The sequence below is a fragment of the Streptosporangium longisporum genome, assembly GCF_039534895.1.
Lineage (GTDB): Bacteria > Actinomycetota > Actinomycetes > Streptosporangiales > Streptosporangiaceae > Streptosporangium > Streptosporangium longisporum.
In genome coordinates, this window is the sequence record NZ_BAAAWD010000004.1 from 48,831 (window position 1) to 72,383 (window position 23,553).

The 23,553-nt window shown below is 72.8% G+C and carries 22 protein-coding genes, 1 tRNA gene and 2 riboswitches; of the genes, 11 read left to right on the plus strand and 12 right to left on the minus strand.

Annotation, left to right across the window (positions count from 1 at the left end):
• Positions 1-267: 267 nt before the first annotated feature.
• The 8 genes from ABD832_RS03355 (at position 268) to ABD832_RS03390 (ending at position 7,430) form a co-directional block, all read left to right on the plus strand.
• On the plus strand, positions 268-1,059 hold the full coding sequence (locus ABD832_RS03355) for a thioesterase family protein (RefSeq protein ID WP_344888071.1): 792 nt from the start codon (positions 268-270) through the stop codon (positions 1,057-1,059).
• 250 nt (positions 1,060-1,309) lie between these two features.
• A complete protein-coding gene (murI, locus tag ABD832_RS03360) occupies positions 1,310-2,131 on the plus strand; it encodes a glutamate racemase (protein ID WP_344888073.1) in 822 nt (273 codons plus the stop codon).
• A 119-nt stretch (positions 2,132-2,250) separates the two neighbouring features.
• Positions 2,251-3,003 carry an MBL fold metallo-hydrolase gene (locus ABD832_RS03365; RefSeq protein ID WP_344888076.1) on the plus strand — a complete coding sequence of 251 codons (753 nt, stop codon included), beginning with the start codon at positions 2,251-2,253 and terminating at the stop codon, positions 3,001-3,003.
• A gap of 5 nt (positions 3,004-3,008) precedes the next feature.
• Positions 3,009-3,725, plus strand: a complete 717-nt coding sequence (rph, locus tag ABD832_RS03370) for a ribonuclease PH (RefSeq protein WP_344888079.1) — start codon at positions 3,009-3,011, stop codon at positions 3,723-3,725.
• Entirely contained in the window at positions 3,722-4,330 is a 609-nt protein-coding gene (rdgB, locus tag ABD832_RS03375) for an RdgB/HAM1 family non-canonical purine NTP pyrophosphatase (protein WP_344888082.1), read from the plus strand. Before rph ends, rdgB begins: the two co-directional genes overlap by 4 nt.
• 172 nt (positions 4,331-4,502) lie before the next feature.
• Positions 4,503-6,248 carry a molybdopterin-dependent oxidoreductase gene (locus ABD832_RS03380; RefSeq protein ID WP_344888085.1) on the plus strand — a complete coding sequence of 582 codons (1,746 nt, stop codon included), beginning with the start codon at positions 4,503-4,505 and terminating at the stop codon, positions 6,246-6,248.
• Positions 6,249-6,414: 166 nt separating this feature from the next.
• Positions 6,415-7,164 (plus strand): toxin glutamine deamidase domain-containing protein, encoded by a 750-nt coding sequence (locus ABD832_RS03385; protein ID WP_344888088.1) that lies wholly within the window; start codon positions 6,415-6,417, stop codon positions 7,162-7,164.
• The gene (locus ABD832_RS03390; protein WP_344888091.1) at positions 7,161-7,430 is read left to right on the plus strand and encodes a hypothetical protein; all 270 of its coding nucleotides are present in this window, start codon (positions 7,161-7,163) and stop codon (positions 7,428-7,430) included. The genes ABD832_RS03385 and ABD832_RS03390 overlap by 4 nt, the downstream gene beginning before the upstream one ends.
• A 90-nt stretch (positions 7,431-7,520) precedes the next feature.
• On the opposite strand, the gene ABD832_RS03395 is transcribed toward ABD832_RS03390, so the two are convergent.
• From ABD832_RS03395 to bcp, 6 genes are all read right to left on the minus strand, one after another.
• A complete protein-coding gene (locus ABD832_RS03395) occupies positions 7,521-10,028 on the minus strand; it encodes an ABC transporter permease (protein ID WP_344888094.1) in 2,508 nt (835 codons plus the stop codon).
• A 1-nt stretch (position 10,029) separates the two neighbouring features.
• On the minus strand, positions 10,030-10,800 hold the full coding sequence (locus ABD832_RS03400; RefSeq protein ID WP_344888097.1) for an ABC transporter ATP-binding protein: 771 nt from the start codon (positions 10,798-10,800) through the stop codon (positions 10,030-10,032).
• Positions 10,801-11,169: 369 nt separating this feature from the next.
• Entirely contained in the window at positions 11,170-11,844 is a 675-nt protein-coding gene (locus ABD832_RS03405) for a response regulator (RefSeq protein WP_344888585.1), read from the minus strand.
• Between the two features lie 160 nt (positions 11,845-12,004).
• The gene (locus tag ABD832_RS03410) at positions 12,005-13,204 is read right to left on the minus strand and encodes a sensor histidine kinase (protein WP_344888100.1); all 1,200 of its coding nucleotides are present in this window, start codon (positions 13,202-13,204) and stop codon (positions 12,005-12,007) included.
• Positions 13,205-13,531: 327 nt separating this feature from the next.
• Positions 13,532-13,604 (minus strand) — tRNA-Leu (locus ABD832_RS03415).
• 629 nt (positions 13,605-14,233) lie between these two features.
• Positions 14,234-14,698 carry a thioredoxin-dependent thiol peroxidase gene (gene bcp, locus ABD832_RS03420; RefSeq protein WP_344888104.1) on the minus strand — a complete coding sequence of 155 codons (465 nt, stop codon included), beginning with the start codon at positions 14,696-14,698 and terminating at the stop codon, positions 14,234-14,236.
• A gap of 111 nt (positions 14,699-14,809) precedes the next feature.
• On the opposite strand from bcp, the gene ABD832_RS03425 reads away from it, so the two are divergent.
• Positions 14,810-15,142: a DUF3618 domain-containing protein gene (locus ABD832_RS03425; RefSeq protein WP_344888107.1), complete on the plus strand. Its 333-nt coding sequence runs from the start codon at positions 14,810-14,812 to the stop codon at positions 15,140-15,142.
• 112 nt (positions 15,143-15,254) lie between these two features.
• Here the strand turns inward: ABD832_RS03425 and ABD832_RS03430 are convergent, their stop codons facing one another.
• The gene (locus ABD832_RS03430; protein WP_344888110.1) at positions 15,255-16,448 is read right to left on the minus strand and encodes an amino acid deaminase/aldolase; all 1,194 of its coding nucleotides are present in this window, start codon (positions 16,446-16,448) and stop codon (positions 15,255-15,257) included.
• Positions 16,449-16,598: 150 nt separating this feature from the next.
• On the opposite strand from ABD832_RS03430, the gene ABD832_RS03435 reads away from it, so the two are divergent.
• On the plus strand, positions 16,599-17,270 hold the full coding sequence (locus tag ABD832_RS03435) for a DUF6286 domain-containing protein (RefSeq protein WP_344888113.1): 672 nt from the start codon (positions 16,599-16,601) through the stop codon (positions 17,268-17,270).
• 224 nt (positions 17,271-17,494) lie between these two features.
• Here the strand turns inward: ABD832_RS03435 and ABD832_RS03440 are convergent, their stop codons facing one another.
• Positions 17,495-19,012, minus strand: coding sequence for a hypothetical protein (locus ABD832_RS03440; RefSeq protein WP_344888116.1), 1,518 nt, complete (start codon positions 19,010-19,012; stop codon positions 17,495-17,497).
• On the opposite strand from ABD832_RS03440, the gene ABD832_RS03445 reads away from it, so the two are divergent.
• A complete protein-coding gene (locus ABD832_RS03445) occupies positions 19,011-19,229 on the plus strand; it encodes a hypothetical protein (RefSeq protein ID WP_344888119.1) in 219 nt (72 codons plus the stop codon). The genes ABD832_RS03440 and ABD832_RS03445 overlap by 2 nt on opposite strands.
• A gap of 346 nt (positions 19,230-19,575) precedes the next feature.
• On the opposite strand, the gene ABD832_RS03450 is transcribed toward ABD832_RS03445, so the two are convergent.
• From ABD832_RS03450 to ABD832_RS03465, 4 genes are all read right to left on the minus strand, one after another.
• Entirely contained in the window at positions 19,576-20,952 is a 1,377-nt protein-coding gene (locus ABD832_RS03450; protein WP_344888122.1) for an L-serine ammonia-lyase, read from the minus strand.
• Between the two features lie 73 nt (positions 20,953-21,025).
• Entirely contained in the window at positions 21,026-21,418 is a 393-nt protein-coding gene (gcvH, locus tag ABD832_RS03455; protein WP_344888125.1) for a glycine cleavage system protein GcvH, read from the minus strand.
• The gene (gcvT, locus tag ABD832_RS03460) at positions 21,415-22,506 is read right to left on the minus strand and encodes a glycine cleavage system aminomethyltransferase GcvT (RefSeq protein WP_344888128.1); all 1,092 of its coding nucleotides are present in this window, start codon (positions 22,504-22,506) and stop codon (positions 21,415-21,417) included. Before gcvT ends, gcvH begins: the two co-directional genes overlap by 4 nt.
• A gap of 33 nt (positions 22,507-22,539) precedes the next feature.
• A riboswitch (glycine riboswitch) is annotated at positions 22,540-22,634 on the minus strand.
• Positions 22,635-22,733: riboswitch (glycine riboswitch) on the minus strand.
• Between the two features lie 95 nt (positions 22,734-22,828).
• Positions 22,829-23,524, minus strand: coding sequence for a gamma-glutamyl-gamma-aminobutyrate hydrolase family protein (locus ABD832_RS03465; protein ID WP_344888131.1), 696 nt, complete (start codon positions 23,522-23,524; stop codon positions 22,829-22,831).
• Positions 23,525-23,553: the final 29 nt, after the last annotated feature.

The window sequence follows — 23,553 nt, forward strand, 5'->3', positions numbered from 1 at the left end:
TGCTAGCAGTCCGCTTGCATTGAACTAACTACACGTTTGGTACGTCTAAATCGCCTCGCGGGCCGTCCCCGGGGCCCCGACCTGCCCGGCCGTGCCGCGCCGATGACCGGGAAGGCGCTCCCGCGTCGCCGTCCCGCCGGTTCCGGTCGTGTCACGGTCCCGCCGATCCCGACGGCCCGCCCGCGGGGCCGGGCCGGGGGGCCGGGGAGGCGGAGGGCGTACGGAATCGGTAAAGTGTCCCCTCTAGAACAAGGTTCGGGAGCGTGGATGACAAAGTTCGACGAGGCGACGGCGGCCATCCGGGTGGACGAGACCATGTACGACGTCTGTCTCGACCCGGGGTACTCGATCGGAGGGCCGATCAACGGCGGCTACCTGATGGCCGTGCTGCTGCGCGCGGTGGTGGACGCCTCCCCGCACGAGCACCCGGTGACCACCTCGGTCCAGTTCCTGCGCGCGGCCAGGCCCGGCCCCGCCCGGGTGCGGGTGGAGCAGATCAAGACCGGCCGTACCGCCACCATGGCGCGGGCGACCCTGCTGCAGGACGACGCGGCCTACATCGAGGCCCTCGTCACCACCGCGACCCTCACGGGCGCCGAACCGAGGTGGACGGACGGCCCGTCGGTGACGATGCCGCCCGTCGAGGAGTGCGTCCGGCTGCCCGACCCCAGGCCCGAGTCCGGCATGACGCTCAACGCGCAGATGGAGATGGCCTTCGACCCGCCCACGATCGGCTGGCTCACCGGAGAGCCCACCGGCCGGCCCGAGGCCCGCGCCCACTTCCGGATGGCCGAGCCGCAGGACCCGGACCCGTACGTGCTGGCGCTGGCCGTGGACGCCCTGCCGCCCGTGGTCTTCTCGGCGGGCGAGCGCGGCTGGGCCCCCACCGTGGACCTCACCTGGCACCTGCGCGCCCTGCCCGCCCCCGGCTGGCTGACCCTGATCGGGTCGGGCCGCCTGATCGGCGACGGCTGGTTCGACGAGGACGTGGAGGTCTGGGACTCGGCCGGTCGCCTGGTCGCCCAGTCCCGCCAGCTGGCCCGCGTGGGACGCGGCTGACGGATCCCCGTCCGGCCCGCGCGGGTCCTGACCTCGCCCGCGCGGAGCCCGGCCTGCGCGTCCTGAGCCCGCGCGGAGCCCGGCCTGCGCGTCCTGGCCCGCACGGAACCGGAAGGGACGTGCGGGGCAGGGGTGTCCCACGGGACGGCCGACGAAAGATGTCATGGAAAGTACACGTCTGCGTCGGTAATCAGCGTTGTGAGGATTCTTACCGTGATCGATCGTCCCAGGTCGCCTAGCCTTGGGAACTGTGTCGCAAGCGAGTATCGGAATCTTTGACAGCGGTGTCGGCGGGCTCACCGTGGCCAGGGCGATCATCGACCAGCTGCCCAGCGAGTCGATCTTCTATGTGGCCGACACGGCACGGCAGCCGTACGGTCCCAAGAGCATCGCGCAGGTTCGCGCCTACGCGCTGGAGGTGATGGACCACCTCGTCGAGCACGACGTCAAGATGCTGGTGATCGCGTGCAACAGCGCCAGCGCCGCGGTGCTCCGGGACGCCCGGGAGCGCTACGACGTGCCGGTGGTCGAGGTGATCCAGCCGGCGACCCGCCGTGCCGTACGGGCGACCCGCAACGGCAGGGTCGGGGTGATCGGGACCAGGGCCACCATCGAGTCGATGGCGTACCAGGACGCCTTCGCCGCGGCCCCCGACGTCCGGCTCACCGGGGTGGCGGCGCCGCGCCTGGTGGAGTTCGTCGAGCGCGGGGAGACGATGAGCGACGAGCTCATCGACGTCGTCCGCGGCTACCTGGAACCGGTGCTCGCCGACCGGTGCGACACGCTGATCCTGGGATGCACGCATTATCCGCTGCTGACCGGGCCGATCTCCTACGTGGTGGGGGACGGGGTCACGCTGGTGTCCAGCGCCGACGAGACGGCCAAGGACGTGTACCGCATCCTGCACGACCGGGGTCTGGCCGCCGTAGGGGGCGAGCCGGTCCACCGTTTCCGCGCCACCGGTGACGCGGGCCTCTTCGCCGACCTCGGCCGCCGGTTCCTCGGGCCGGAGATCCAGGCGGTCGAAGTGGCGACAGTAGGGGATGTTCCGAGTAACGGGCATCGCGCGTGAGGGTGTCCCGGCGCTCCGTAGGGGGAGCGCCGGGCCTGGCGGACGAAGGAGGGCGGGCGGGCACCGGCCACCGGCGCCCGCGCCGTGACGCGCGGCCGTAATCACCGTAGGAGGCCGCCATGAAGTTAACGATCGTCGGGTGCTCGGGGAGCTTTCCCGGCCCGGACAGCCCTTCCTCCTGCTACCTGCTGGAGGCCGAGGGGTTCCGCATGCTGCTCGACTTCGGGAACGGCGCCCTGGGCGCCCTCCAGAAGTACATAGGGCTGTACGACGTGGACGCGATCTGCCTGTCGCACCTGCACGCCGACCACTGCCTGGACATGTGCCCGTACCACGTGGTGCGCACCTACTCGCCGCACGGCCCGCTGCCCCGGATCCCGGTGTACGCGCCGGCCGACGCGCGACGGCGGCTGAACTCGGCCTACGCGATGCCGGACGAGCCCGCGCTCGACACCGCCTTCGACTTCGTGGGCCTGACGCCCGGCGTGTTCGAGGCCGGCCCGTTCGAGGTGACGGCCGCGCCGATGAACCACCCGGTGGAGACCTACGGGTTCAGGGTCTCGTACGGGGGACGGTCGGTGGTCTACTCCGGCGACACCGGCGAGAGCGCCGAGCTGGTCAAGCTCGCCTCCGGCGCCGACGTGCTGCTGTGCGAGGCCTCCCACATCGACCGGCCCGGCCTGCCCACCGGGCTGCACCTGAACGGCCGCCAGGCGGCCGAGCACGCCGCCAGGGCGGACGTGGAGACCCTGGTCCTGACCCACCTGGTGCCCTGGAACGACCGCGACGACGTCCTCGCGGACGCCTCGCGCGGGGGGTTCGGCGGGCGGATGGAACTGGCGCGGAGCGGGGCCCGGTATGACCTAGGGTGAACGGCATGGCCCGTGCAGATGGACGTTCTCCCGATCAGCTCCGCCCCGTCACGATCACCCGCGGCTGGCTCGCCCACGCCGAGGGCTCGGTGCTCGTCGAGTTCGGCGGCACCAAGGTGCTCTGCGCCGCCTCCGTGCAGGACAGCGTGCCGCGCTGGCGCCGGGGCAGCGGCCAGGGCTGGGTGACCGCCGAGTACGCCATGCTGCCGCGCGCCACCAACACCCGCAACGACCGCGAGTCGGTCCGCGGCAAGATCGGCGGGCGGACGCACGAGATCTCCCGCCTGATCGGCCGCTCCCTGCGGGCCTGCGTCGACTACAAGACGCTCGGCGAGAACTCGATCGTCATCGACTGCGACGTGCTCCAGGCCGACGGCGGCACCCGCACCGCGGCCATCACCGGCGCGTACGTGGCGCTGGCCGACGCGGTCGCGTGGATGCGCAAGAAGAAGATGTGCGGCGGCGACCCGCTGATCGACTCGGTCGCGGCCGTCTCGGTGGGCGTCGTCGGCTCGACCGCGCTGCTCGACCTCTGCTACACCGAGGACGTCGCCGCCGAGACCGACATGAACGTGGTGATGACCGGCTCCGGCGAGTTCGTCGAGGTCCAGGGCACCGCCGAGGGCAAGCCGTTCGACCGGGCCGCCCTGGACGCGCTGCTCGACCTCGGCGTCGCCGGGTGCGCGGAGCTCACCCGCCTGCAGCGGGAGGCGCTGGCGTGAGCGGCCGCAAGGTGGTGCTCGCCACCCGCAACGCCGGGAAGATCACCGAACTCCGCCGGATCCTGGCCGACGCCTCGGTCCCGGTCGAGATCGTCGGCCTGGAGGAGTTCCCCGAGATCGGCGACGTCGCCGAGACCGGCCTGACCTTCGCGGAGAACGCCCTGCTCAAGGCGCACGCGGTCGCCCGCCAGTCCGGGCTGCCCGCGATCGCCGACGACTCCGGCCTGTGCGTGGACGCGCTGAACGGCATGCCGGGCATCTTCTCCGCCCGCTGGTCGGGCAGGCACGGCGACGACCCGGCCAACCTCGCCCTGCTGCTCGCGCAGGTCTCCGACGTGCCCGAGGGTCACCGCGGCGCGCACTTCGCGTGCGCCGCCGCCCTGGCGCTGCCGTCGGGGCACGAGCGGGTCACCGAGGGAGCCCTGCACGGCGTGATCGTCGACGCCCCGCGCGGCACGAACGGCTTCGGCTACGACCCGATCTTCGTCCCGGAGGGCGAGAGCCGGACCACCGCCGAGCTGTCCGCCGCCGAGAAGGACGCCATCAGCCACCGGGGCCGCGCCTTCCGCGCGCTCGTCCCGATCCTGGCCGAGGAGATCGCCTGACCCTCGGGGTCCCGGTCGTGAGGACGGCCCATGAGATCCGGGAAGGACCGCCCTGTGCGATCCCCGGCAGGGAAGATCGTCCGGCCTGCGGGCCGGGGCCGGGGAGATCATCCGTTCCGTACGTAATCGGGGCGTAAGATCCGGCGGCCCGCCGAGGGCGTAGCGTCGGGGTATGCAGAGCAACAGGAGCATGCCCTCGTGGGCCGCGGCGCTGATCGGCCTGGTCTCCGGGACGGTCGCGGTGGGTTTCTCCCTGCTCGTCGCGGGCCTGGTGAACCCCTCCGCCTTCCCGGTCGTCGCGGTCGGCAACTCCGCCGTCGACCTCACCCCGGCGCCGCTCAAGGAATGGGCGATCCGCACGTTCGGCGAGAACGACAAGGTCGTCCTGATCGGCGGGATCCTGGTGGTGATGGCGCTCCTCGCCGCCCTGCTGGGAGTCGCCGCCGCCCGTGACGTCCGGTACGGCCTGGCCGGCCTGGCCGCGTTCGGCCTGCTCGGGGTCGCCGCCGTGCTGACCCGGCCCGGCGCGGGCGTGACCGACCTGCTGCCGACGGTGCTCGGCGTCGGCGCCGGCATGCTCGCCCTGCACCGGCTTCTGCGCCGCGCCCGGGTGTCCGCCGACGATCTCCACCACACCCTGCGGGAGAGCCCGCCCGAGCCCCGCCCGGAGCCCTCCCCGGCCCTGCGGACCGTCCCGGAGGCGACCGCACCGCTCTCCGCCACCGAGGGCCCGCTCCCGACCGGTGACCGGCCCGGCACCCCCGCCCCGCAGGCCACGGGCGCCTCCGCGCCTCCGGTCGCGGGCGCGTCCGTACCGCCGGTCATGCGGGCCGGGAACGATCTGCGCGCGTTCGACCGCCGCGGCCTGCTGACCGGCGTCCTCGGCGGCGTCGCCGTCGCCGGGGCCGCAGGGGCCGCCGGTCGCCTGTTCTCCGGCCGGGCCGAGGTGACCGCGGCGCGCAGCGACATCGCGCTGCCCAAGCCCGCCAAGCCCCTGGCCCCGCTGCCTGCCGGTGCCGACCTCAGGATCAAGGGCCTGTCGCCGTTCGTCACCCCGAACACCGACTTCTACCGGGTGGACACCGCCCTGGTCGTCCCCCAGGTGGACCCGAGGGACTGGACCCTCACGATCCACGGCCTGGTCGACCGGCCCGTCGAGCTCACCTTCGCCGACCTGATGAAGCGCGCCGTCACCGAGGCCGACGTCACGCTCTGCTGCGTCTCCAACGAGATCGGCGGCCCCTACATCGGCAACGCCCGCTGGCTGGGTGTCAGCCTCGCCGGGGTGCTGCGCGACGCGGGCGTCCAGAGCGGGGCGGACATGCTGCTCAGCACGTCGGCCGACGGCTGGACCGCCGGGACCCCGGCCGACGTCGTGATGGACGGCCGCGACGCCCTGCTGGCCTTCGCCATGAACGGCGAGGCGCTCCCGGTCGACCACGGCTTCCCGGTCCGGCAGGTCGTCCCGGGCCTGTACGGCTACGTCTCGGCCACCAAGTGGGTCACCGAGATCAAGGTCACCCGCTTCGACCGGGACGAGGGCTACTGGACGCCCCGGGGCTGGTCCGCCAGGGGGCCGATCAAGACCCAGTCCCGCATCGACCTGCCCGAGCCCGGCACGTCCGTCCCGGCCGGCCGGACCACCGTCGCGGGCGTCGCCTGGGCCCAGCACAAGGGCGTGGACGCCGTCGAGGTCCGTATCGACGAAGGGCCGTGGCGCCAGGCCCGCCTCGCCGAGGCCCCCACCGCCGACACCTGGCGCCAGTGGGTCCTCGACGACTGGGACGCCACCCCCGGCAGCCACACCATCGAGGTCCGCGCCACCGACGCCACCGGCTACACCCAGACCGCCGACCGTGCCCCCATCACCCCGGACGGCGCCACCGGCCGGCACACCGTCCGCGTGGAGGTCACCTGACCGCCTGACCGCCTGACCGGCTGACCGGCTGATCGGGACACCGGCGGGGTACCGGCCGTTGTCCCACGCCATGCCGGAGGCGGGGCCTGTAAATGGTCAACTCCTCGTCGCCCCGGTGAGCCCCGTCCTACGATCTGGCTCGCAGATGACGGGTGACGGGGGAGCCGTGAACGAGTGGAGTGTGCCCGCGGGGGTCTACAACCCCGTGGTGACCGCGGACGGGCAGCGGTGGCGGGACTTCGAGCTGGAGGTCCAGGTGTCGGCCGTGGTGGCGGCTCCGCGGGAGCGCGAACCGATGCGCTGGGGGCCGGCGCGGCTGGACCAGTGCCGGCCGTACGGGCTGGCGGGCGGGCTGGCCAGGCCGGACCCGCAGACCGAGGAGGACATGCTCAAGGCGGTCCCGGTCACCGATCAGGGCACCCCGCGGCGCTTCCCCGACCCGCGCGGCATGTGGATCAGGCTGATCAACGGGAGCGGGTCCGGTGACGACCCGTTCCGCGCCACCAACGCGATCGACTGCGCTTTGTCGGTGCTCTCCACCTGGTACGGCGTCCCCGCGGTGGCCGCACCCCGGAGACCCGAGTACGACCGGGTCGGCAAGCCGCTGCTCAGCGGCGAGGCCGGGGGAGTTGCCAGGGCGGAACGCTGGCTGGGGCAGCGCTTCCAGTACGTGGGGCAGGGCCGGCACTCCTACATCCCGATCGCGCAGGCGCTGCTGGCCGGAGGGCACGGCTCGGCCGCGCTGATCGTCAACCGCTGGCCGGCCGGGGGCAGCCACGCGTGGAACGCGGTCAACTTCGACGGCGAGGTGATCTGGATCGACGCGCAGCGGGGGCACATGGCGGTGGAGCCGCCGTACGAATCGGTGACCGGCGTGTTCTGCGTCGTGATCGACAGGGAGGGGCGGCGGCTGTGAACCCGGAGCAGGCCAGGGCGGTGGCGGAGGAGTACTTCAGCGGGGTCCGTGGCACGGGCGCCAACTCCGACATCCGTATTTATGCCTTCAAAGAGGGCTATGTCGCCTGGGCGAACGAGCCGGAGCCGGACGATCCCGGCGTGCTGCCCGACACCGTGGGCGCCGGGTGCGTGGTCATCGACAAGGCCACCGGAGAGATCGTCATCCGGCCGCTGCTCAACCCCGAGACCGTGGCCGAGCAGTGGCCGGGACGCCGCCCCCGATAGGAGACGTCCCGGCCGTACCCGCCTGTCACCCGGCCCACTCTTGTCCGGCTCCCGTCCGGTTCTGCCGGGACGTGCCGGACCGGCCCGGGGTCAGCCGCTCGCGAGCGAGCCCACCACCGAGGCGCGGGCCGCGCGCCGGGCGGGCAGCACCGCGGCCACCACCCCGGCCAGCCCGGACAGCGCCACGAACGCCAGGATCTGCCCCACCGGCAGCCGGAACAGGACGTTCGTGGTCATCGTCTGCGCCGCGGCCCAGCCGAACACGACGCCTAGCGCCACACCCACCAGCGCCCCGATCAGGCCCAGGACCAGCGCCTCGACCGAGAGCATCCGCCGCAGCTGCGGCCGGGTCAGGCCGAGCGCCCGCAGCAGCGCCGACTCGCGGGTGCGCTCGTGCACCGAGAGCGAGAGCGTGTTCGCGATGCCCAGCAGGGAGATGAGCACGGCCAGGCCCAGCAGGCCCGTGATGATCATCAGCATCATGTCGAGCGTCTCGTCGAACTCGCCCCGCACCTCGGTCGAGCTGATCACCTTCGCCGTCGGGTACGCCCGGGTCGCCGCCTCGACCACCGCGAGGGCCTTGTCGGGGTTCACGCCGTCCCGGTAGTTGACCATCACCCGGGAGTCGTCGATCCCCGGGAAGTAACGGTCGAACTCCCCGGCCGGCACCGTCACGTCGAACAGGTTCGACTCCGCGCCGGACACTCCCGCGATCGTCAGGGCGACCGGGCCGGCCTCCTTCGTCCGTACGGTGATCCGGCTCCCGACGCCGACCTTGAGGCGCTTGGCGAGGTGCTCGGCGACGAACGCGGTCCCCGGTGTGAGCCGGTCGATCGAGCCCGCGTCGAGCTTCGGGGCGAACCCCGGGGCCGGGGTGAACGTGCCCACCTGGTACGTGCCGTCCCTGGACTCCAGGGGGGCGGTGGTCGAGCGGAACGCGACGACCGAGGCGAACTCCGGCCGGACGCGCAGCTCGTCGGCGATCGAACGGGGCAGGACCGAATCGCGTCCCTGGCTCTGCACCATGTAGTCGACGGGGAACTGCTCGTCGAGCTGCTGGGTGTACGTCGCCCGCACGGTGCCGGTGACGACCGAGATGACCGTCATCAGCGTCACGCCCACGGTGAGCGCCACCGTGGTGGTCGCCGACCGCTTCGGGTTGCGCCGGGAGTTGTCCAGGGCGAGCCTGCCGGGCACGCCGAAGAGCTTGGCCGGGACCCACCCGGCGAAGGTGGAGAGCGGCCTGACGATCACCGGGCCCAAGACCAGCACGCCCAGGAACACCAGCGAGGCGCCCGTCATGACCACGAGGAGCGCGGTCTGGCCCGGGTCCATCGTCACCGCCAACGTCATCACCGCCGCCCCCGCGACCAGCAGCAGCGTCGCGGAGACCGTCCGGAGCACACCGGCCCGGAAGGCGGGCTCCTCCACCTGGGCGCCCAGGGCGGCGACGGGCGCCACCCGCGTCGCCGTCCGGGCGGGCAGCAGGGCCGCGCCGACCGTCACGACCAGGCCGACGACCAGGCCCAGCACGATCGTGCGCGGCGCCAGTGAGGCGCTCGTCATGGGCAGCGGCGCGTCGACCGCGGCGAGCACGGCCAGTGCTCCGGTGCCCAGACCGTAGCCGAGCAGCAGGCCCATCACCGACGAGAGCAGGCCGACCACGGCCGACTCCAGCAGGATCGAGCCGAAGACCTGGCCGCGGGTGGCGCCGATGCACCGCAGCAGCGCCATCTCCCGGGTCCGCTGCACCACCAGGATGGTGAAGGTGTTGTAGATGACCAGCGCGGCCACGAACATCGCCACCACGCCGAACATCAGCAGCCCCACGCCGATGATCTCGTTGTCGCCGCCGTTGGCCCTGGCCAGGTCCGCGGCGTAGGTCTCACCGGTCTTGACCAGGTGGCCCTCTCCGGCCGCCGCGGAGACCAGGGCGCGCAGCCTCTCCTGGGAGATCCCCTCGGCGACGACGTCGACCTCGACGAACCCCCGTGCCCCGGTCATCTCGCGGGCCGTGGCGGTGGTGTAGCCCACCGCCCCCATGTACCCGATCTCCTGGTCCAGGCCGCCGTCGAACAGTCCCACCAGGGCGAACGTGTGCCGGGCGTCGCCGGCGTCCAGCACGGTGACGGTGTCGCCGACCCGGAACCCCCGCTTCCTGGCGGTGCCCTCGTCGAGCACGGCCTCCCGCCCGTTGCGCGGGACCCGCCCCTCGACGACGGCGGTACGGTTCAGCGTCCCCTCGGGGAGCGAGATCCCCAGCGTCGGGTAGTCACCGGCGGCCTTGCCGTCCTTGCCGATCAGGGCGGACGTCCCCCGCACCAGTCCCTGGGCGTCGGTGACGCCGTCCGTGGCGCGGATCCTCTTCAGGGTCGCGTCGGAGACGAGCGCCTCCTCGTCGCCCTTGGCGGTCGCGGGGAGGACGGCGACGTCCAGCCGGTCGGCCGCCGCGGAGAACCTCTGGGTGTAGCCCGCGTCGATGGTGTCGGTCAGCACGAACGTGCCGGCGATGAACCCCACGCCCAGCGCGATCGCCAGCGCCGTCAGCGCCAGGCGCAGCCGGTGCGCGCGCAGTCCGGCCAGCGTGGTCCTCAGCACCTCACGCCTCCAGCTTCATCAGCGTGTCCAGCACCGACTGCGGCGTCGGCCCGGCCAGCTCGTCGACCAGCAGGCCGTCCCGCAGGAAGATCACCCGGTCGGCGTAGGAGGCGGCCACCGGGTCGTGGGTGACCATCACGATCGTCTGGTCGAGCTCGCGTACCGACGTGCGCAGGAACGACAGCACCTCGGCGCCGCTGCGCGAGTCGAGGTTGCCGGTGGGCTCGTCGGCGAAGATGACCTGTGGTGCGCTGATCAGGGCGCGGGCGACCGCGACGCGCTGCTGCTGCCCGCCCGAGAGCTCCGACGGCCGGTGCCCCAGCCGGTCGCGCAGGCCCACGGTCTCCACCACCTGGTCGAACAGGACGGGGTCGGCGAGCCGCCCGGCGATGTCCAGCGGCAGCCGGATGTTCTGCTCGGCCGTGAGCGTCGGCAGCAGGTTGAACGCCTGGAAGATGAAGCCGATCCGCTCGCGGCGGAGCAGGGTGAGCTTCTTGTCGTCGAGCCCGGTGAGCTCCACGTCCCCGACGCACACCTGCCCGCCGCTCACCGTGTCCAGACCGGCCAGGCAGTGCATCAGCGTGGACTTGCCCGACCCCGACGGCCCCATGATGGCGGTGAAGGCGCCCGTGGAGAACGTGACGTCCACACCCCGCAGCGCGTGCACGGCGGTGTCCCCCCGGCCGTACACCTTGGTCAGGCCCCTGGCCGTCACGGCCGGTGTCACGCCTCTTCGGGTGCCCCGCGCGCCGGCCTCTCCGGTGATGGTCATGTCAGCTCTCCTCGACGACGTACGACGTTATGACACGGAAGACGCTATTGACCTGGAAGAACGGTTCCATCAGGCATTAGGCCCGACCTGCGGTCATGCGGGGGGCACCCGGGGGAGGAGCGGCGCCACTTTCGTCGTACCGCGGCCTCGGCCGTTCGGCCGAGGCGCGCGAGGCGGCCGGGGCGACCGGGACGGGCAGGGCAGGACCGAGGTGATCGGGACGGCAGGGGAGGGGGAGGCCGGGCCGGGGCGAGCCGGGGCGATCGGGACGGGCACGGCAGGGCCGAGACGATCGGGACGGCAGGGGGCCGGGCCGGGGGCGATCAGGGCGGGCAGGAGCAGGGCAAGGAGGGCAGGGCAGGACCGGGGTCAGTCGGCCGAGCGCGGGGTCACCAGGCCGGACTCGTAGGCGTAGACGATCACCTGTGCCCGGTCCCGCAGGTTCAGTTTGGCCAGTACCCGGCCCAGGTGCGTCTTGACCGTCGCCTCCGCCAGCTGCAACCGGCCGGCGATCTCCGTGTTCGACAGCCCTCTGGCCACCAGCACCAGCACCTCCCGCTCCCGCGCGGTCACCCCGGCCAGCGCCGTCGGTTCCGCCGTCCCGGCCGGGCCCGCCGCCGGAAGGTGCACGACGAAACGCTCCAGCAACCGCCGCGTCGTGCTGGGCGCCACCACCGCGTCCCCGCTGTGCACCGAGCGGATCGCGCTCACCAGGTCCGAGGGGGGCACGTCCTTGAGCAGGAACCCCGACGCGCCCGCCTTCAACGCCGCGAACGCGTACTCGTCCAGGTCGAACGTGGTCAGGATCAGCACCCGAGGCCCCGTGGGCACCGAGCAGATCAGGCGCGTGGCCTCCACCCCGTCCATGACCGGCATCCGCACGTCCATCAGCACCACGTCGACCGCGACCCTCCGGGTGGCCTCCACCGCCTCCGCGCCGTTGCCGGCCTCCGCGACGATCTCGACGTCGGGGTGGGAACCGAGCACCATCCGGAACCCGGTACGGAGCAGTTCCTGGTCGTCGACCAGCATGACCCTGATCACCTGGTCGCTCACCGCCCGCCACCCGCGCCGCCACCCGCGCCGCCACCCGTGCCGCCGCCCAGCGGACGATCCCGCCCGACCGCCGGACGGCGACCCGGGCCGTCGCCCCGGCCGCCTCCCGCGCCGTGCCCTCCCGCGCCGTGCTCTCCGCCGTGCCCCCTCATGCCGCCTGCTCCGCCCCGGCTCCGATCGGCAGCCGCGCCACCACCCGGAACCCGCCGCCCGCCTCGGGCCGGGCCTCCAGGCTCCCGCCGAACATCGCCACCCGCTCGCGCATCCCCACCAGGCCGTGCCCGCCCTCGCGTTCGGGCGCGGAGGCGCCGCGGCCGTCGTCGGTCACCCGCAGCAGCAGCTCCCGCACGCCGTACTCCATCTCGACCCAGGCCCTGCTGGCCGGGCCGCCGTGCTTGAGGGTGTTGGTCAGCGCCTCCTGGACGATCCGGTAGACCGTGAGCTGTTCCCCCTCGGGAAGCTCCCTGGGGACGCCGGAGACCCGCAGGTCCACCGGCAGGCCGGACGCCCGCACCTGCGCCACCAGCTCGTTCAGCTGCGACAGGCTCGGCTGCGGCGCGTACTCCCCCTGCACGCCGTCGTCCCGCAGCACCCCCACCATCCGCCGCATCTCCGCCAGCGCCCTGCGCCCGGTGGCCGAGACCGCCTGCATCGCCTGGCGCGCCTGCTCGGCGTCGTGGCCGATCACATGGTTGGCCCCGTCGGCCTGGACGATCATCACGCTCACGTTGTGCGCGACCACGTCGTGCAGCTCGCGGGCGATCCGGGCCCGCTCCGCCGCGGCGGCCAGCCTGGCCTGCTGGTCACGCTCCCGCTCGGCCCGCTCGGCCCGCTCCTCCAGCCCCTCCAGATAGCGGCGCCGGGTGTTGGCGTAGATCCCTCCCATCCAGACCGTGCCCGAGAACGCCGACGCGGACGCGAAGGCGGCTCCGAACGCGGCCTCCGAGGGCGGCGACTGGAGGAACGCCAGGAGCAGCCCCAGCTCCACCACCAGGCCCGCCCCGACCGCCCAGCGCAACGAACGCCGTGACGCCACCCCGTACAGGGCGATGAGCACCGAGACGTTGAAGAACAGCGGCTGCACCCCGAGCAGCCACTGCAGGAAGCAGGTCATCGAGATGATCGTGAAGACCGTGAGCGGGCGCTCGCGCAGCCAGAACAGCGGCGCGAACAGCAGGACCCCCAGCCCCGCGAACCACCACACGTCCAGGCCCGCCCCCTCCCAGGCGGTGCTCCCGACGCCCGCGGACATCACGTTCTGCAGGGAGAACAGCAGGAACGGGACCAGCCAGAGGGCATCGGTGATCCTGGGATGGCGCCTGCTCCAGGCGCGTAGTCTGCCGAACACACCACCACGATACGTACGGCCCGATCCCCGCCCTTCCCCCTGAGGGGGGAACCCGGCGTACGACCCAGGTCGCAGACCCGGCACCGCTTACACCGGCCTTACGGCCGCTACGGCACGATGGTTTCCGGGAGCACCTTCCGGGGTGAGTAAAGGGAGCAGTTTGTGGTGACAAGTCACAACGGCGACAGGTCGCGCGGTCATGAGGACGGACCGCGCGACCTTTCGTTTTTCCCTTTTGGGACCGTTTCGCGATAACGAATTCCGGGGCGACGTCGTCACACCCGTGCCGGTCGATTTCGCCTCGGCGGAATGAACGTGATTCTTCTGTAGGGCCGTCGGGATTCGAACCCGAACTGGCACGGACCTAAACCGTGTGTCTCTGCCATTGGACTACGGCCCCTTGACGCTCCCGCGGAATTCCCGTTCCCGTGAACGACGGACCGGGCGGACGAGACGCGGGTCTTCTTTTCTGTTGTCGAGCCGGTCGCCATTGATGTGACCGCCGTGCGATACCGATGCCCGGCCCCGCCGGACGTCCCCGATCCTACATCCCGGCCGCCCGTACGGCATCCCGATTGTGATCAGGTGCCCTCTGAGCTGACCGGAAACCGGCCGGGGCCTCCCTCGGGGCGTATCCCGGGAACCCCTTTCGGGCGACGGCGCCGCGACGGGGGTTTCGCCGGACGGGGATGGCCTCCGAAAGCGGGACGTGTCATTGCTAAACGCTTCGGCGGGCGTCCGCCGAGGACAATGCGCGCCGCTCGCGACGACGATGCCCGGTCGGGGCGGGACACGGGCGACGCGGGAGAGGACGGCCGTCTTCGCGGGCGTTTCCGGGGCGCGTTCCCGTGCGCAGGGCACGCCCGGGAAAGGAAACGCGCGCGGCGACTTCCGGGGTGCACCCGCGTTTCCTCGCCGCGTTCCCGCGCCCGTGTTCCCGTTCCCGCGCCCGTCTTTCCGTGCCCGCGTTCCCACGCCCACGCTCCCGTGCTCCTGTGCGCGTGTCCCGGTGAACGGCCGCGGGAGCCCTCAGCCGAGGCCGAGCTCGCGGCGCAGGCGGGCCACGTGGCCGGTCGCCTTCACGTTGTAGAGGGCCTTCTCGATCTTGCCGTCGGCGTCGATGACGAAGGTGGAGCGGATGACCCCCATGGTGGTCTTCCCGTACATCGTCTTCTCGCCGTAGACGTCGTAGGCCCTGTGCACCTCCAGGCCGGGGTCCGACAGGAGCGGGAAGGTCAGGGCGTCGTGCTCGGCGAACTTCGCGAGCTTGGCCGGGGTGTCCTTCGACACGCCGAGGACGGCGACCCCGGCCGAGGTCAGGGAGTCGAGGCTGTCGCGGAAGTCGCAGGCCTGCTTGGTGCAGCCCGGGGTCATCGCGGCGGGGTAGAAGTAGAGGATGACGCGCCTGCCGCGGTAGGTCTCCAGCGACACGGTGGTGCCGTCGGCGGCGGGAAGCGTGAAGTCCGGGGCGGCGTCGCCCGGCTCGAGTTTCATGGTGTTCCTCCGAGGAATGGTTCCCGGGTCAACTTACCGGCCTGCCCGAAGTGCCGCGGGTGGACCGGACCTGACAGACTGATCGACATCGAGGTGTAGGGGAGGATAGCCATGGCGGACACCGATCCCGCGGAATTGGAACGGCAGATCGAGCGCACGCGCGCGGAGTTGGCCCAGACGGTGGACGCCATCGCGGACCGGGTGAGCCCGAAGCGGGTCGCGGAACGTGGCGTGGCCAAGGTCAGGGCGAACGCGGAGCACCTGGTCGCCCAGGTCGGTGACCTGGTGGGCGGTGTCGCCGGGCCCAAGCCGGTGCGGGCCGCCGGTGAGCCGGACGACCTGTGGGAGGACGACCGGCCGGACCTGGCGCCGGTCCTGATCGGCGTGGGAGCGGTGCTGGCGCTCGGCGCGATGGTCATGCTGTGGAGACGGCGCCACCGGTAAGGCGCCACGGGTAAGGCGCCACCGGTAGGGCGTCGCGGAAGGCACCCAAGGCGTCCCGGCAGGCCGCCACCGGCCAAGGCGCGGTCCCGGCGCGGGAGGCCGGGGCCGCAGGTCAGAGAAAGGCGTGACCCTCGCCCCGGTAGGTGGGGACCTCGTCCACGATCTCGTCCCCCTCGATCAGGTGCAGGCCGGTGAAGCGCTCGCAGAGCTCGCCGGCCTTGGCGTGCCGGAACCACACCCGGTCACCGGGACGCAGGTCCTCGGCGGCCTGGCCGATCAGGGGGGTCTGCACCTCGCCCGCCCCCTCGTCCGGGTCGTAGCGCAGCCCGCACGGCAGGTAGGGCTGGGGCAGGCGGTCGGCGCCGGGGGAACCGGAGGCGGTGTAGCCGCCGCCGAGGACGGTGACCACCCCCGGGGACGGGCGGCGCACCACCGGCAGGGCGAACAGCGCGGCGGGCCGGCCGGTGAAGCCGCGGTAGAAGTCGAACAGCCGGGGATGGAAGAAGCCGGAGCCCGCGGCGATCTCGGTGACGGCCCGTTCCCGGGTGGTCTTCTCGATGCTGCCGGTGCCGCCGCCGTTGACGAACTCCAGGTCGCTGATCTGCCGTACGGCCTGGACGATCCGGCCCCTGCGCGTGATCAGCTCGCGCCGGGAGCGGGCCTGCATCCAGCGGACGGCCCGGGTGCGGACCGACCTGCCGGGAAGGTCGTCCCCGACCCCGGCGATCTGCGCCTCGTACGCCATCAGGCCCACCAGGCGGAAGCCCGGCCGTTTCGCGATCTCGGTGGCCAGGTCGGCGGCCTGGACGGCGTCCCGGACGGGGGAGCGGCGGACGCCCGCCCGGAACCGGCCGCCGAAGGCGAGGTAGCCCGCGTCGACGTCCAGGCAGAGGCGGATCTCCTGGCGGTCGCGGACACCGGCGACGGCGGACTCGACGAGGTCCAGCTGCTCGGCCCGGTCCACCATGACGGTGATCTCCTGGGCGGCGCGGGGGGTGGCGGCCAGCTCGGCGAGCGCGGCGCGGTCGGCGGTGGGGTAGGCGACCAGGACGTCCCGCATCCCGGTGGAGACCAGCCAGAGGGCCTCGGGAAGGGTGAAGGCCATGATCCCGTCGAAGCCGTCCATGGCGAGGATCCGTTCGAGCAGGGCCCGGGAACGGACGGACTTGCTGGCGACCCTGATCGGCTTGCCCGCGGCCCGCCGGACCATCGCGGCCGCGTTGGCGCGCAGGGCGGGCAGGTCGACGACGGCGAAGGGGGGATCGAGGTGGGCGGTGGCCCGGTCGTAGCGCTGGCGGTCGTCCATGTCCGCAGGATAACCCGGCCGCATCGAATATGAGTCATATTCACATTGCTTCGCGGGACGGTCAACGCTCCCGCCGGTGACAGCACAAGATCGGGCAAGTGGGCGGGGGAGGCTCCGCTCGGGGTGCCGGGGACGCGTACACCTGAACGAATGACGACTACTCTCCAGGACATCCTGGCGGGCTCGGGAAGCGGTGGCGGCTCGGGGAGCGGCGGGTCGGGAGGTGGCGGCTCGGCGGGCAAGGCCGCGGGCGAGCAGTTCCAGGAGGTCCGCCGCAGGTCGCTGCGGCTGCTGCGGCCGGGCAGGACCCCGGCGGGCGTCCCGGTGGCCCTGGCGGTGTCCGTCCTGTTGTCGGCGGCGGCCTCGACGACGGTGGGCCTGCTGATGGAGTCACCGGTCGCGCGGGAGCCCTACCGCCTGCTCGTCGACGGCGCGGGCTCGTGGAGATGGTCCGATCCCGCCGTCTTCGCGGTCGCGGTGCTCGCCGTGCTGGCGGGCGCGACGATGCTCGCGCTCGCCGCCCTGCCGGGACGGCCCCGGCTGGTCCCGCTGGAGCCGGGCGATCCGCACCTGGTCATCGGCATCACCCGCTCCGGGCTCCGCCGTACGCTGCGCGAGGCCGCCGAGTCGGTGGAGGAGGTGAACCGGGCGCGGGTCCGGCTCGCCTCGCGGATCGTCGAGGTCACGGTCTTCACCGACGCCGAGCGGACCGGGCCGGTCCTGCGCCGGGTGGGCACCGCGGTGGGCGACCGCCTGGCGGGCCTGGGCTCGATGTACGGCGGCGACGTCATGGTGCGCCTGTGCAGGCGGAGGGGCCGATGAGGCCGTACACGGGGAACCGGATCGGCCTGGCCGTCACCGGCACCGTGCTCGGCTGCACCGGGCTGTACGCCTTCCTGCGGGGCCGCGGCGACCTCCCCGGCCACCGGCCGGACACCCGGCTCGTGCACCGCGGCCTCCCGGGGTGGCTGGCCGAGCATCCCTGGCAGGGCTGGACGGCCGCGCTGGTCCTGACGGTGCTGGCGGTCCTGGCGGTGCGGTGGCTGCTACACGCCCTGGGACGGGGGCGGTGCGGCAGGCGGGCCGGGACGGGGACGGCCGTGCTCGCCGTTGCCCTTAAAGAAGTCGAAGGGCTCACCCGGGTCGGGGTCAGGCATGTACGGGACGAGCGGCTGCGCGTCACGGTGGGCTGCGCTCCAGGGACCGATGTCGGCAAGCTGGTGGCGCGGCTCAACCGGGACGCCGTGGGGAAGGTCCGACGGGCGCTCGGGGAGGTAGAACTCGGCGTGCTGGTGCGGCTGCACGTCCGGCGTCGCTGACCCGCCGTAGCCGCCCTGCCGCCCGAAGAGCGGCATCCCGGCCGCGCCGTCGTGACGCGGCGCACGGTCCTGCGGGTCGGGGACGGGGCTGGCGTACACGGGCCGCCCGGACGCCCAGCGGTGGTCCTCCTCGGTCTGTCCGTACGACGGCTCCCCGCCGGGTTCCCGGTAGTGATCGTCCGGCGGGTCGTCCGCAGGGCCGTCCACGGGGTCGCCGGACGGACCGCCGTCCCCGGGACGCGCCTCGTCCAGGACGCGCGCCTCGTGCCGCCGGGAACCGAAGGCGAGCCCGGCGGCCAGGCAGACCAGCGGGAGTGCGGGGACGACGTAGCGGTGGTCGAAGGCCGCGATGAAGGGGGGCAGCACCAGCAGCACGGTCCCGGCCGCCCACGGCAGCAGCACCGCGCCGCCGAACCGGCGCAGCCGCATCAGCACGCCGACCAGCCCGATCAGGCAGATGACCGCGAGGTAGGGCCCCCGCACGTAGCCGTACTCCTGGTAGCCGCGCAGCAGCCCCGCGTACGGCTCGACCAGGACGGGGGCCCCGGAGGCGCCCTGGTAGGCCGTGGTCAGCTCCTCGGCGGTCCTGCCCTGTGAGGCGGTCCCGGCGGGGAAGGGCCGGGCGGTGTCGGGGAAGACGTAGGCGCTCTGCGGCCCGGGGGTCGGGTAGACGCGCCGCGTCCAGTCGAAGATGTGGGCCACGTCCTGAAGGCCGGTCCGCAGGAAGTCCACCGGCTGGGCCGTGATGGCCCGGGTCGCGAAGGCCCCGGCGAGGGCGTCGCGCTCGGCCCAGCTCCCCTTGATCCTGTTCAGCGGGGAGTCGCCGTCCCAGATGTAGACCGGTGGAGCCTTGCGCGCCCCCGCGGGCTCGACCGGGCACAGGGCCGCCTCGGGGCCGGGGGGCCGGATGACGGAGCAGTCGGCGAAGGTCATCGTCCGCGCCCACAGGAACGCGTTCCCCCGGGTCAGCCCGTAGGTCCCGTGCTCGGACGCGAACCAGGCCGCGTACCCGCCCAGGCCGATCGCGGCGGTCAGCGTGGCCGCGACGACCGCCCGCCACCCGGCGCGGCGGACGAGCAGGCAGACCAGGACGACGGCGATCAGGGGCAGCCCGACGGTCCGGGTGACGGTCGCCGCCGCCAGCAGCGCGCCGGCCAGCGCCGCGACCCACGTCGCCGGGCGCCGCCGCCACAGCAGCAGCGTCACCGCCAGCACCGCCAGGAACTGGAAGAGCAGGTCGGCCATGACGAGGTGCTCGAGCTGGACCTGGTGGACGTCCAGCAGCGCGGGCAGCGCGGCCAGCGTCGCCCCCCCACCCCGGCAGCCCGCCCAGCCTGCGCAGCAGCAGGTAGACGCAGACCGCCACGGCCAGCCCGAGGAGGTGCTGCAGCACGACCACGGCCTGGACGCTGGAGAGCGGCTTGAGGATCCACAGGAACAGTGCGTACCCGGCGGGGCGTGACTCCAGGGGGCGCGGGGAGAGCCCGGCGTTCAGGTAGACGAAGGAGTCGGCCCAGAACCACAGGGCCGGGCGGTAGCCGAGCACGGCCAGCGCGCGCAGCCCGCCACCGGCCAGCAGGGCGAGCGCGAAGACCCAGTGCGAGGCCAGGAAGCGCAGCGTACGCCGGCCACGGGAGGGGGCGGCCGGGCCGGGACGGCGGGAAGGGCTCACCGCGTGCGTTCCCGTCCCCACCACGACCTCCCGAGTCCTGCGGCTGAGGCCACCCAGCATAGGCGCGGGATCACGGCCTCCCGTCCGGGATACGAGATTTGGTGTCGATCGGGCCATATGTCGCGCCGGCCCCGGGTCAGCACTCGATGACGTTCACCGCGAGCCCGCCGCGGCTGGTCTCCTTGTACTTGTCGAGCATGTCGCGTCCGGTGTCGCGCATCGTCTTGATGGCCTTGTCCAGCGAGACGAAGTGGCGGCCGTCGCCGCGCAGCGCCATCCGGGCCGCGGCGATGGCCTTGATCGAGGCCAGCGCGTTGCGCTCGATGCACGGGATCTGCACCAGCCCGCCGATCGGGTCGCAGGTCAGCCCCAGGTTGTGCTCGATGCCGATCTCGGCGGCGTTCTCCACCTGCTCGGGGGTGCCGCCCATCACCTCGGTGAGCCCGGCGGCGGCCATCGAGCAGGCCGAGCCGACCTCGCCCTGGCAGCCGACCTCGGCGCCGGAGATCGAGGCGTTCTCCTTGAACAGCACACCGACCGCCCCCGCGGTCAGCAGGAAGCGGATCACGCCCTCGTCGTCGGCGTCGGGCGTGAAGCGGTCGTAGTAGGTGAGGACCGCGGGGATGATGCCGGCGGCGCCGTTGGTGGGGGCGGTGACGATCCGGCCGCCCGCGGCGTTCTCCTCGTTGACGGCCAGCGCGAACAGCGAGACCCAGTCCATGGTCTGCAGCGAGTCCTTCTCCTGCGTCTCGCTCCGCAGCTGCCGGTGGAGCTGGTGGGCGCGGCGGCGCACCTTCAGGCCGCCGGGCAGCACGCCCTCCTTGCCGATGCCCCGGTTCACGCACTCGGTCATGACCCGCCACAGCACGAGCAGCCGCTCGCGGATCTCGGCCTCGCTGCGGCCGAAGGCCTGCTCGTTCTCCAGCATCAGCCCCGAGATCGACAGCCCGGTCTCGGCGCACTGGGCGAGCAGCTCGGCGGCCGTGCCGAACGGGTACGGGACGACCGTGTCGTCGGGCTTGATCCGGTCGGCGCCGGTGGCGTTCTCGTCGACCACGAAGCCGCCGCCCACCGAGTAGTAGACCCGCTCGCGCAGCGTCTCGCCGGACTCCGCCAGCGCGGTGAAGCGCATGCCGTTCGGATGGCCGGGCAGGGAGATCTTGCGTTCGAAGACGAGGTCCTCGCCGATGACGAACGGGATCTCGCGGGAGCCGTGGAGGGAGACCGTGCCGGACCCGCGCATGGCGGCCAGCCGCTCGTCCACGGTGTCGACGTCGACCAGTTCGGGCTTCTCGCCGGACAGGCCGAGCAGCACGGCCTTGTCGCTGCCGTGTCCCTTGCCGGTCAGCCCGAGCGAGCCGTACAGGATGACGCTCACCCGGGCGGTCTTCTCCAGGAGGCCGTCGCGGTGCAGGCCGCGGGCGAACCTGTGGGCCGCGGCCATCGGGCCGCCCGTGTGCGAGCTGGACGGGCCGATTCCGATCTTGAAGAGATCGAAGACGCTGATCGTCATCTGAATCCTTCCAGCGAGGGCGGCCACGCGCGCCCGGGGACGCGCGTGGCCCGGGTACCGGTGAGCCGGAGGCTCAGGACTCACCCGAGGTGAGCGAGGTGTACTCCTCCGGCGACAGCAGGTCGTCGGCGGGGCCCTCCAGGCGGATGCGGAACAGCCAGCCCTCCCCGTAGGGGTCGCCGTTGACCAGGGAGGGGTCGTCCACGACGGTCTGGTTGACCTCGACGACCTCACCGCCGACCGGCGCGAAGATGTCGCTCACCGACTTGGTCGACTCCACCTCGCCGACGGTGTCGCCGGCGGCGACCGTGCTGCCGACCTCGGGGAGGATCTGCACGTAGACCACGTCCCCCAGCGCCTCGGCCGCGTAGGCGGTGATCCCCACGGTGAGGGTCAGGCCGTCATCCACTCCGGAGACCCACTCGTGTTCCTTGGTGTAGTGCAGGTCCTCGGGAATGCTGCTCATTTTGTCCTCCTGTAGAAAGGCAGTGCGACGACCTCGACCGGTTCGCGGCTGCCCCGGATGTCGACGGCCAGTCCCGACGCCAGGCCGTTGTCCACGTAGGCCATGGCGATGGGCCTGCCCAGCGACTGCGAGGGAGCCCCGCTGGTGACCTCCCCGACGACCGTGCCGTCGGCGGCGACCACCACCGGGTACCCGTGCCGGGGCACCCTGCGGCCGCTCGTGACCAGGCCGACCAGGCGGCGGCCCGGCGGGACGTCCCTGAGGGGTTCGAGGGCGGCCCGGCCGACGAAGTCGCCCGGCTTGTCAAACCTCACCACACGGCCCAGCCCGGCGTCGAACGGAGTCAGGTCGGCCGACAACTCGTTGCCGTAGAGCGGCATGCCCGCCTCCAGCCGGAGGGTGTCGCGCGCGGACAGGCCCGCCGGGACCAGCCCGTGCGGCGCGCCCGCCTCGCTGAGGGCGCACCAGATCGCCTCGGCGTCCTCGGCCGCGACGAACAGCTCGAACCCGTCCTCGCCGGTGTACCCGGTACGGGCGATGAGGGCCTCGTGGCCCGCGACCACGGCGGGCAGGCCCGCGTAGTACTTCAGCCCGTCCAGGTCGGCCTCGGTGAGACCGGCCAGGATCTCCGCCGAGCGCGGGCCCTGGATCGCGACCAGCGCGTACCGCTCGGAACGGTCGTCGACCGCGGCGTCGAAGCCCTTGGCGCGGCCGGTCAGCTCGGCGGCCACCCGCGGGTAGTTGGACGCGTTGGCGACCACCATGAACTCGGCGGGGGCCAGCCGGTAGACGATCAGGTCGTCCAGCACGCCGCCCCCGGCGTCGACGATCATCGTGTAGCGGGCACGGCCGGGCTCCAGCGCGGACAGGTGGCCGACCAGCGCGTAGTCGAGGGCCTCGGCGGCCTGCGGGCCGGTCACGAAGATCTCGCCCATGTGGGAGAGGTCGAACAGGCCGGCCGCCCGGCGGACCGCGTTGTGCTCGGTGGACTCACTGCCGTAGCGGAGCGGCATCAGCCAGCCCGCGAAGTCGGTCAGCGTCGCGCCAAGGGCCTCGTGGACGCCGCGCAACGGCGTAGGTCGGGACATGTGCGCACCTCAGGCAGGGGACAGATGAGATCATCCTCCCCCTCTGTCATGGGTGCCTGAGAGTTTCATCCGGTTTTTGCCGGACTTTCACCTTCGGCGAGGCCACGGGGCCTGCTTTCCAGAGAGCACCTACCCGCACGGTCCTTTGCCTTGAGAGGTTCGCGGGGAGGGCTTGCTCCTTCAGGGGTCCTGGCCTGGATGTCAGGACGCTCTCCCGCACGGGATTCATCGGTGTCACCGCCAGCCTAACCGCCCGCACCGGCCGAGCGGAATCCCCCGCCGCCCTCGCCGGCCTCGCCAGTGGGCTCGGCCCGGAGGCCGGTCAGGGGGAGGTGTGCCGGACCAGGGCCTCGAACAGGGCCGACTCGTCGTCGGCCTCGGGGTGCCACTGGACGGCGACGGCGAACGGGTGCTCGTCCAGCTCCACGGCCTCGATCGTGCCGTCCTCGGCGTGGGCGGTCACGGTCAGGCCCTCGCCCGGCCGGTCCAGGGCCTGGTGGTGGTAGTGGGCCACGTCCACCGTCTCGGTGCCGAAGATCTTCGAGGTCCGGCTGCCGGGGGCCAGGCGCACCGGCATCCTGCCGTGGCTCCCGGGGGCCGGGGCGTGCCCGGAGTGACCGACCACGTCGGGCAGGTGCTGGTGCAGGGTGCCGCCCAGGGCGATGTTCAGGATCTGCATGCCCCGGCAGACGCCCAGGAAGGGCAGCCCCCGCTCCAGCGCCGCCCGGACCAGGCCCAGCTCGGCGTCGTCGCGGAACGGCCGGACGTATCCGGTCCTCGGGTGCGGCTCCTGCCCGTACCGCTCCGGGCCGACGTCACCGCCACCGGCCAGGATCAGCCCGTCCAGCCGCTCCACCAGCGGCGCGGGGTCACCGGCCGGGGGCACGATCACCGGCTGCCCGCCCGCGCGGGCCACATGGTCGACGTAGTCGTAGGGCAGCAGCGCCGTCGTCACCTCCCAGACGGTGAACCGGGCGGGCTCGACGTAGCAGGTGATGCCGATGACGGGACGGGACATGATCTCTTGCCTTGCCTTGCTCTCAAGGG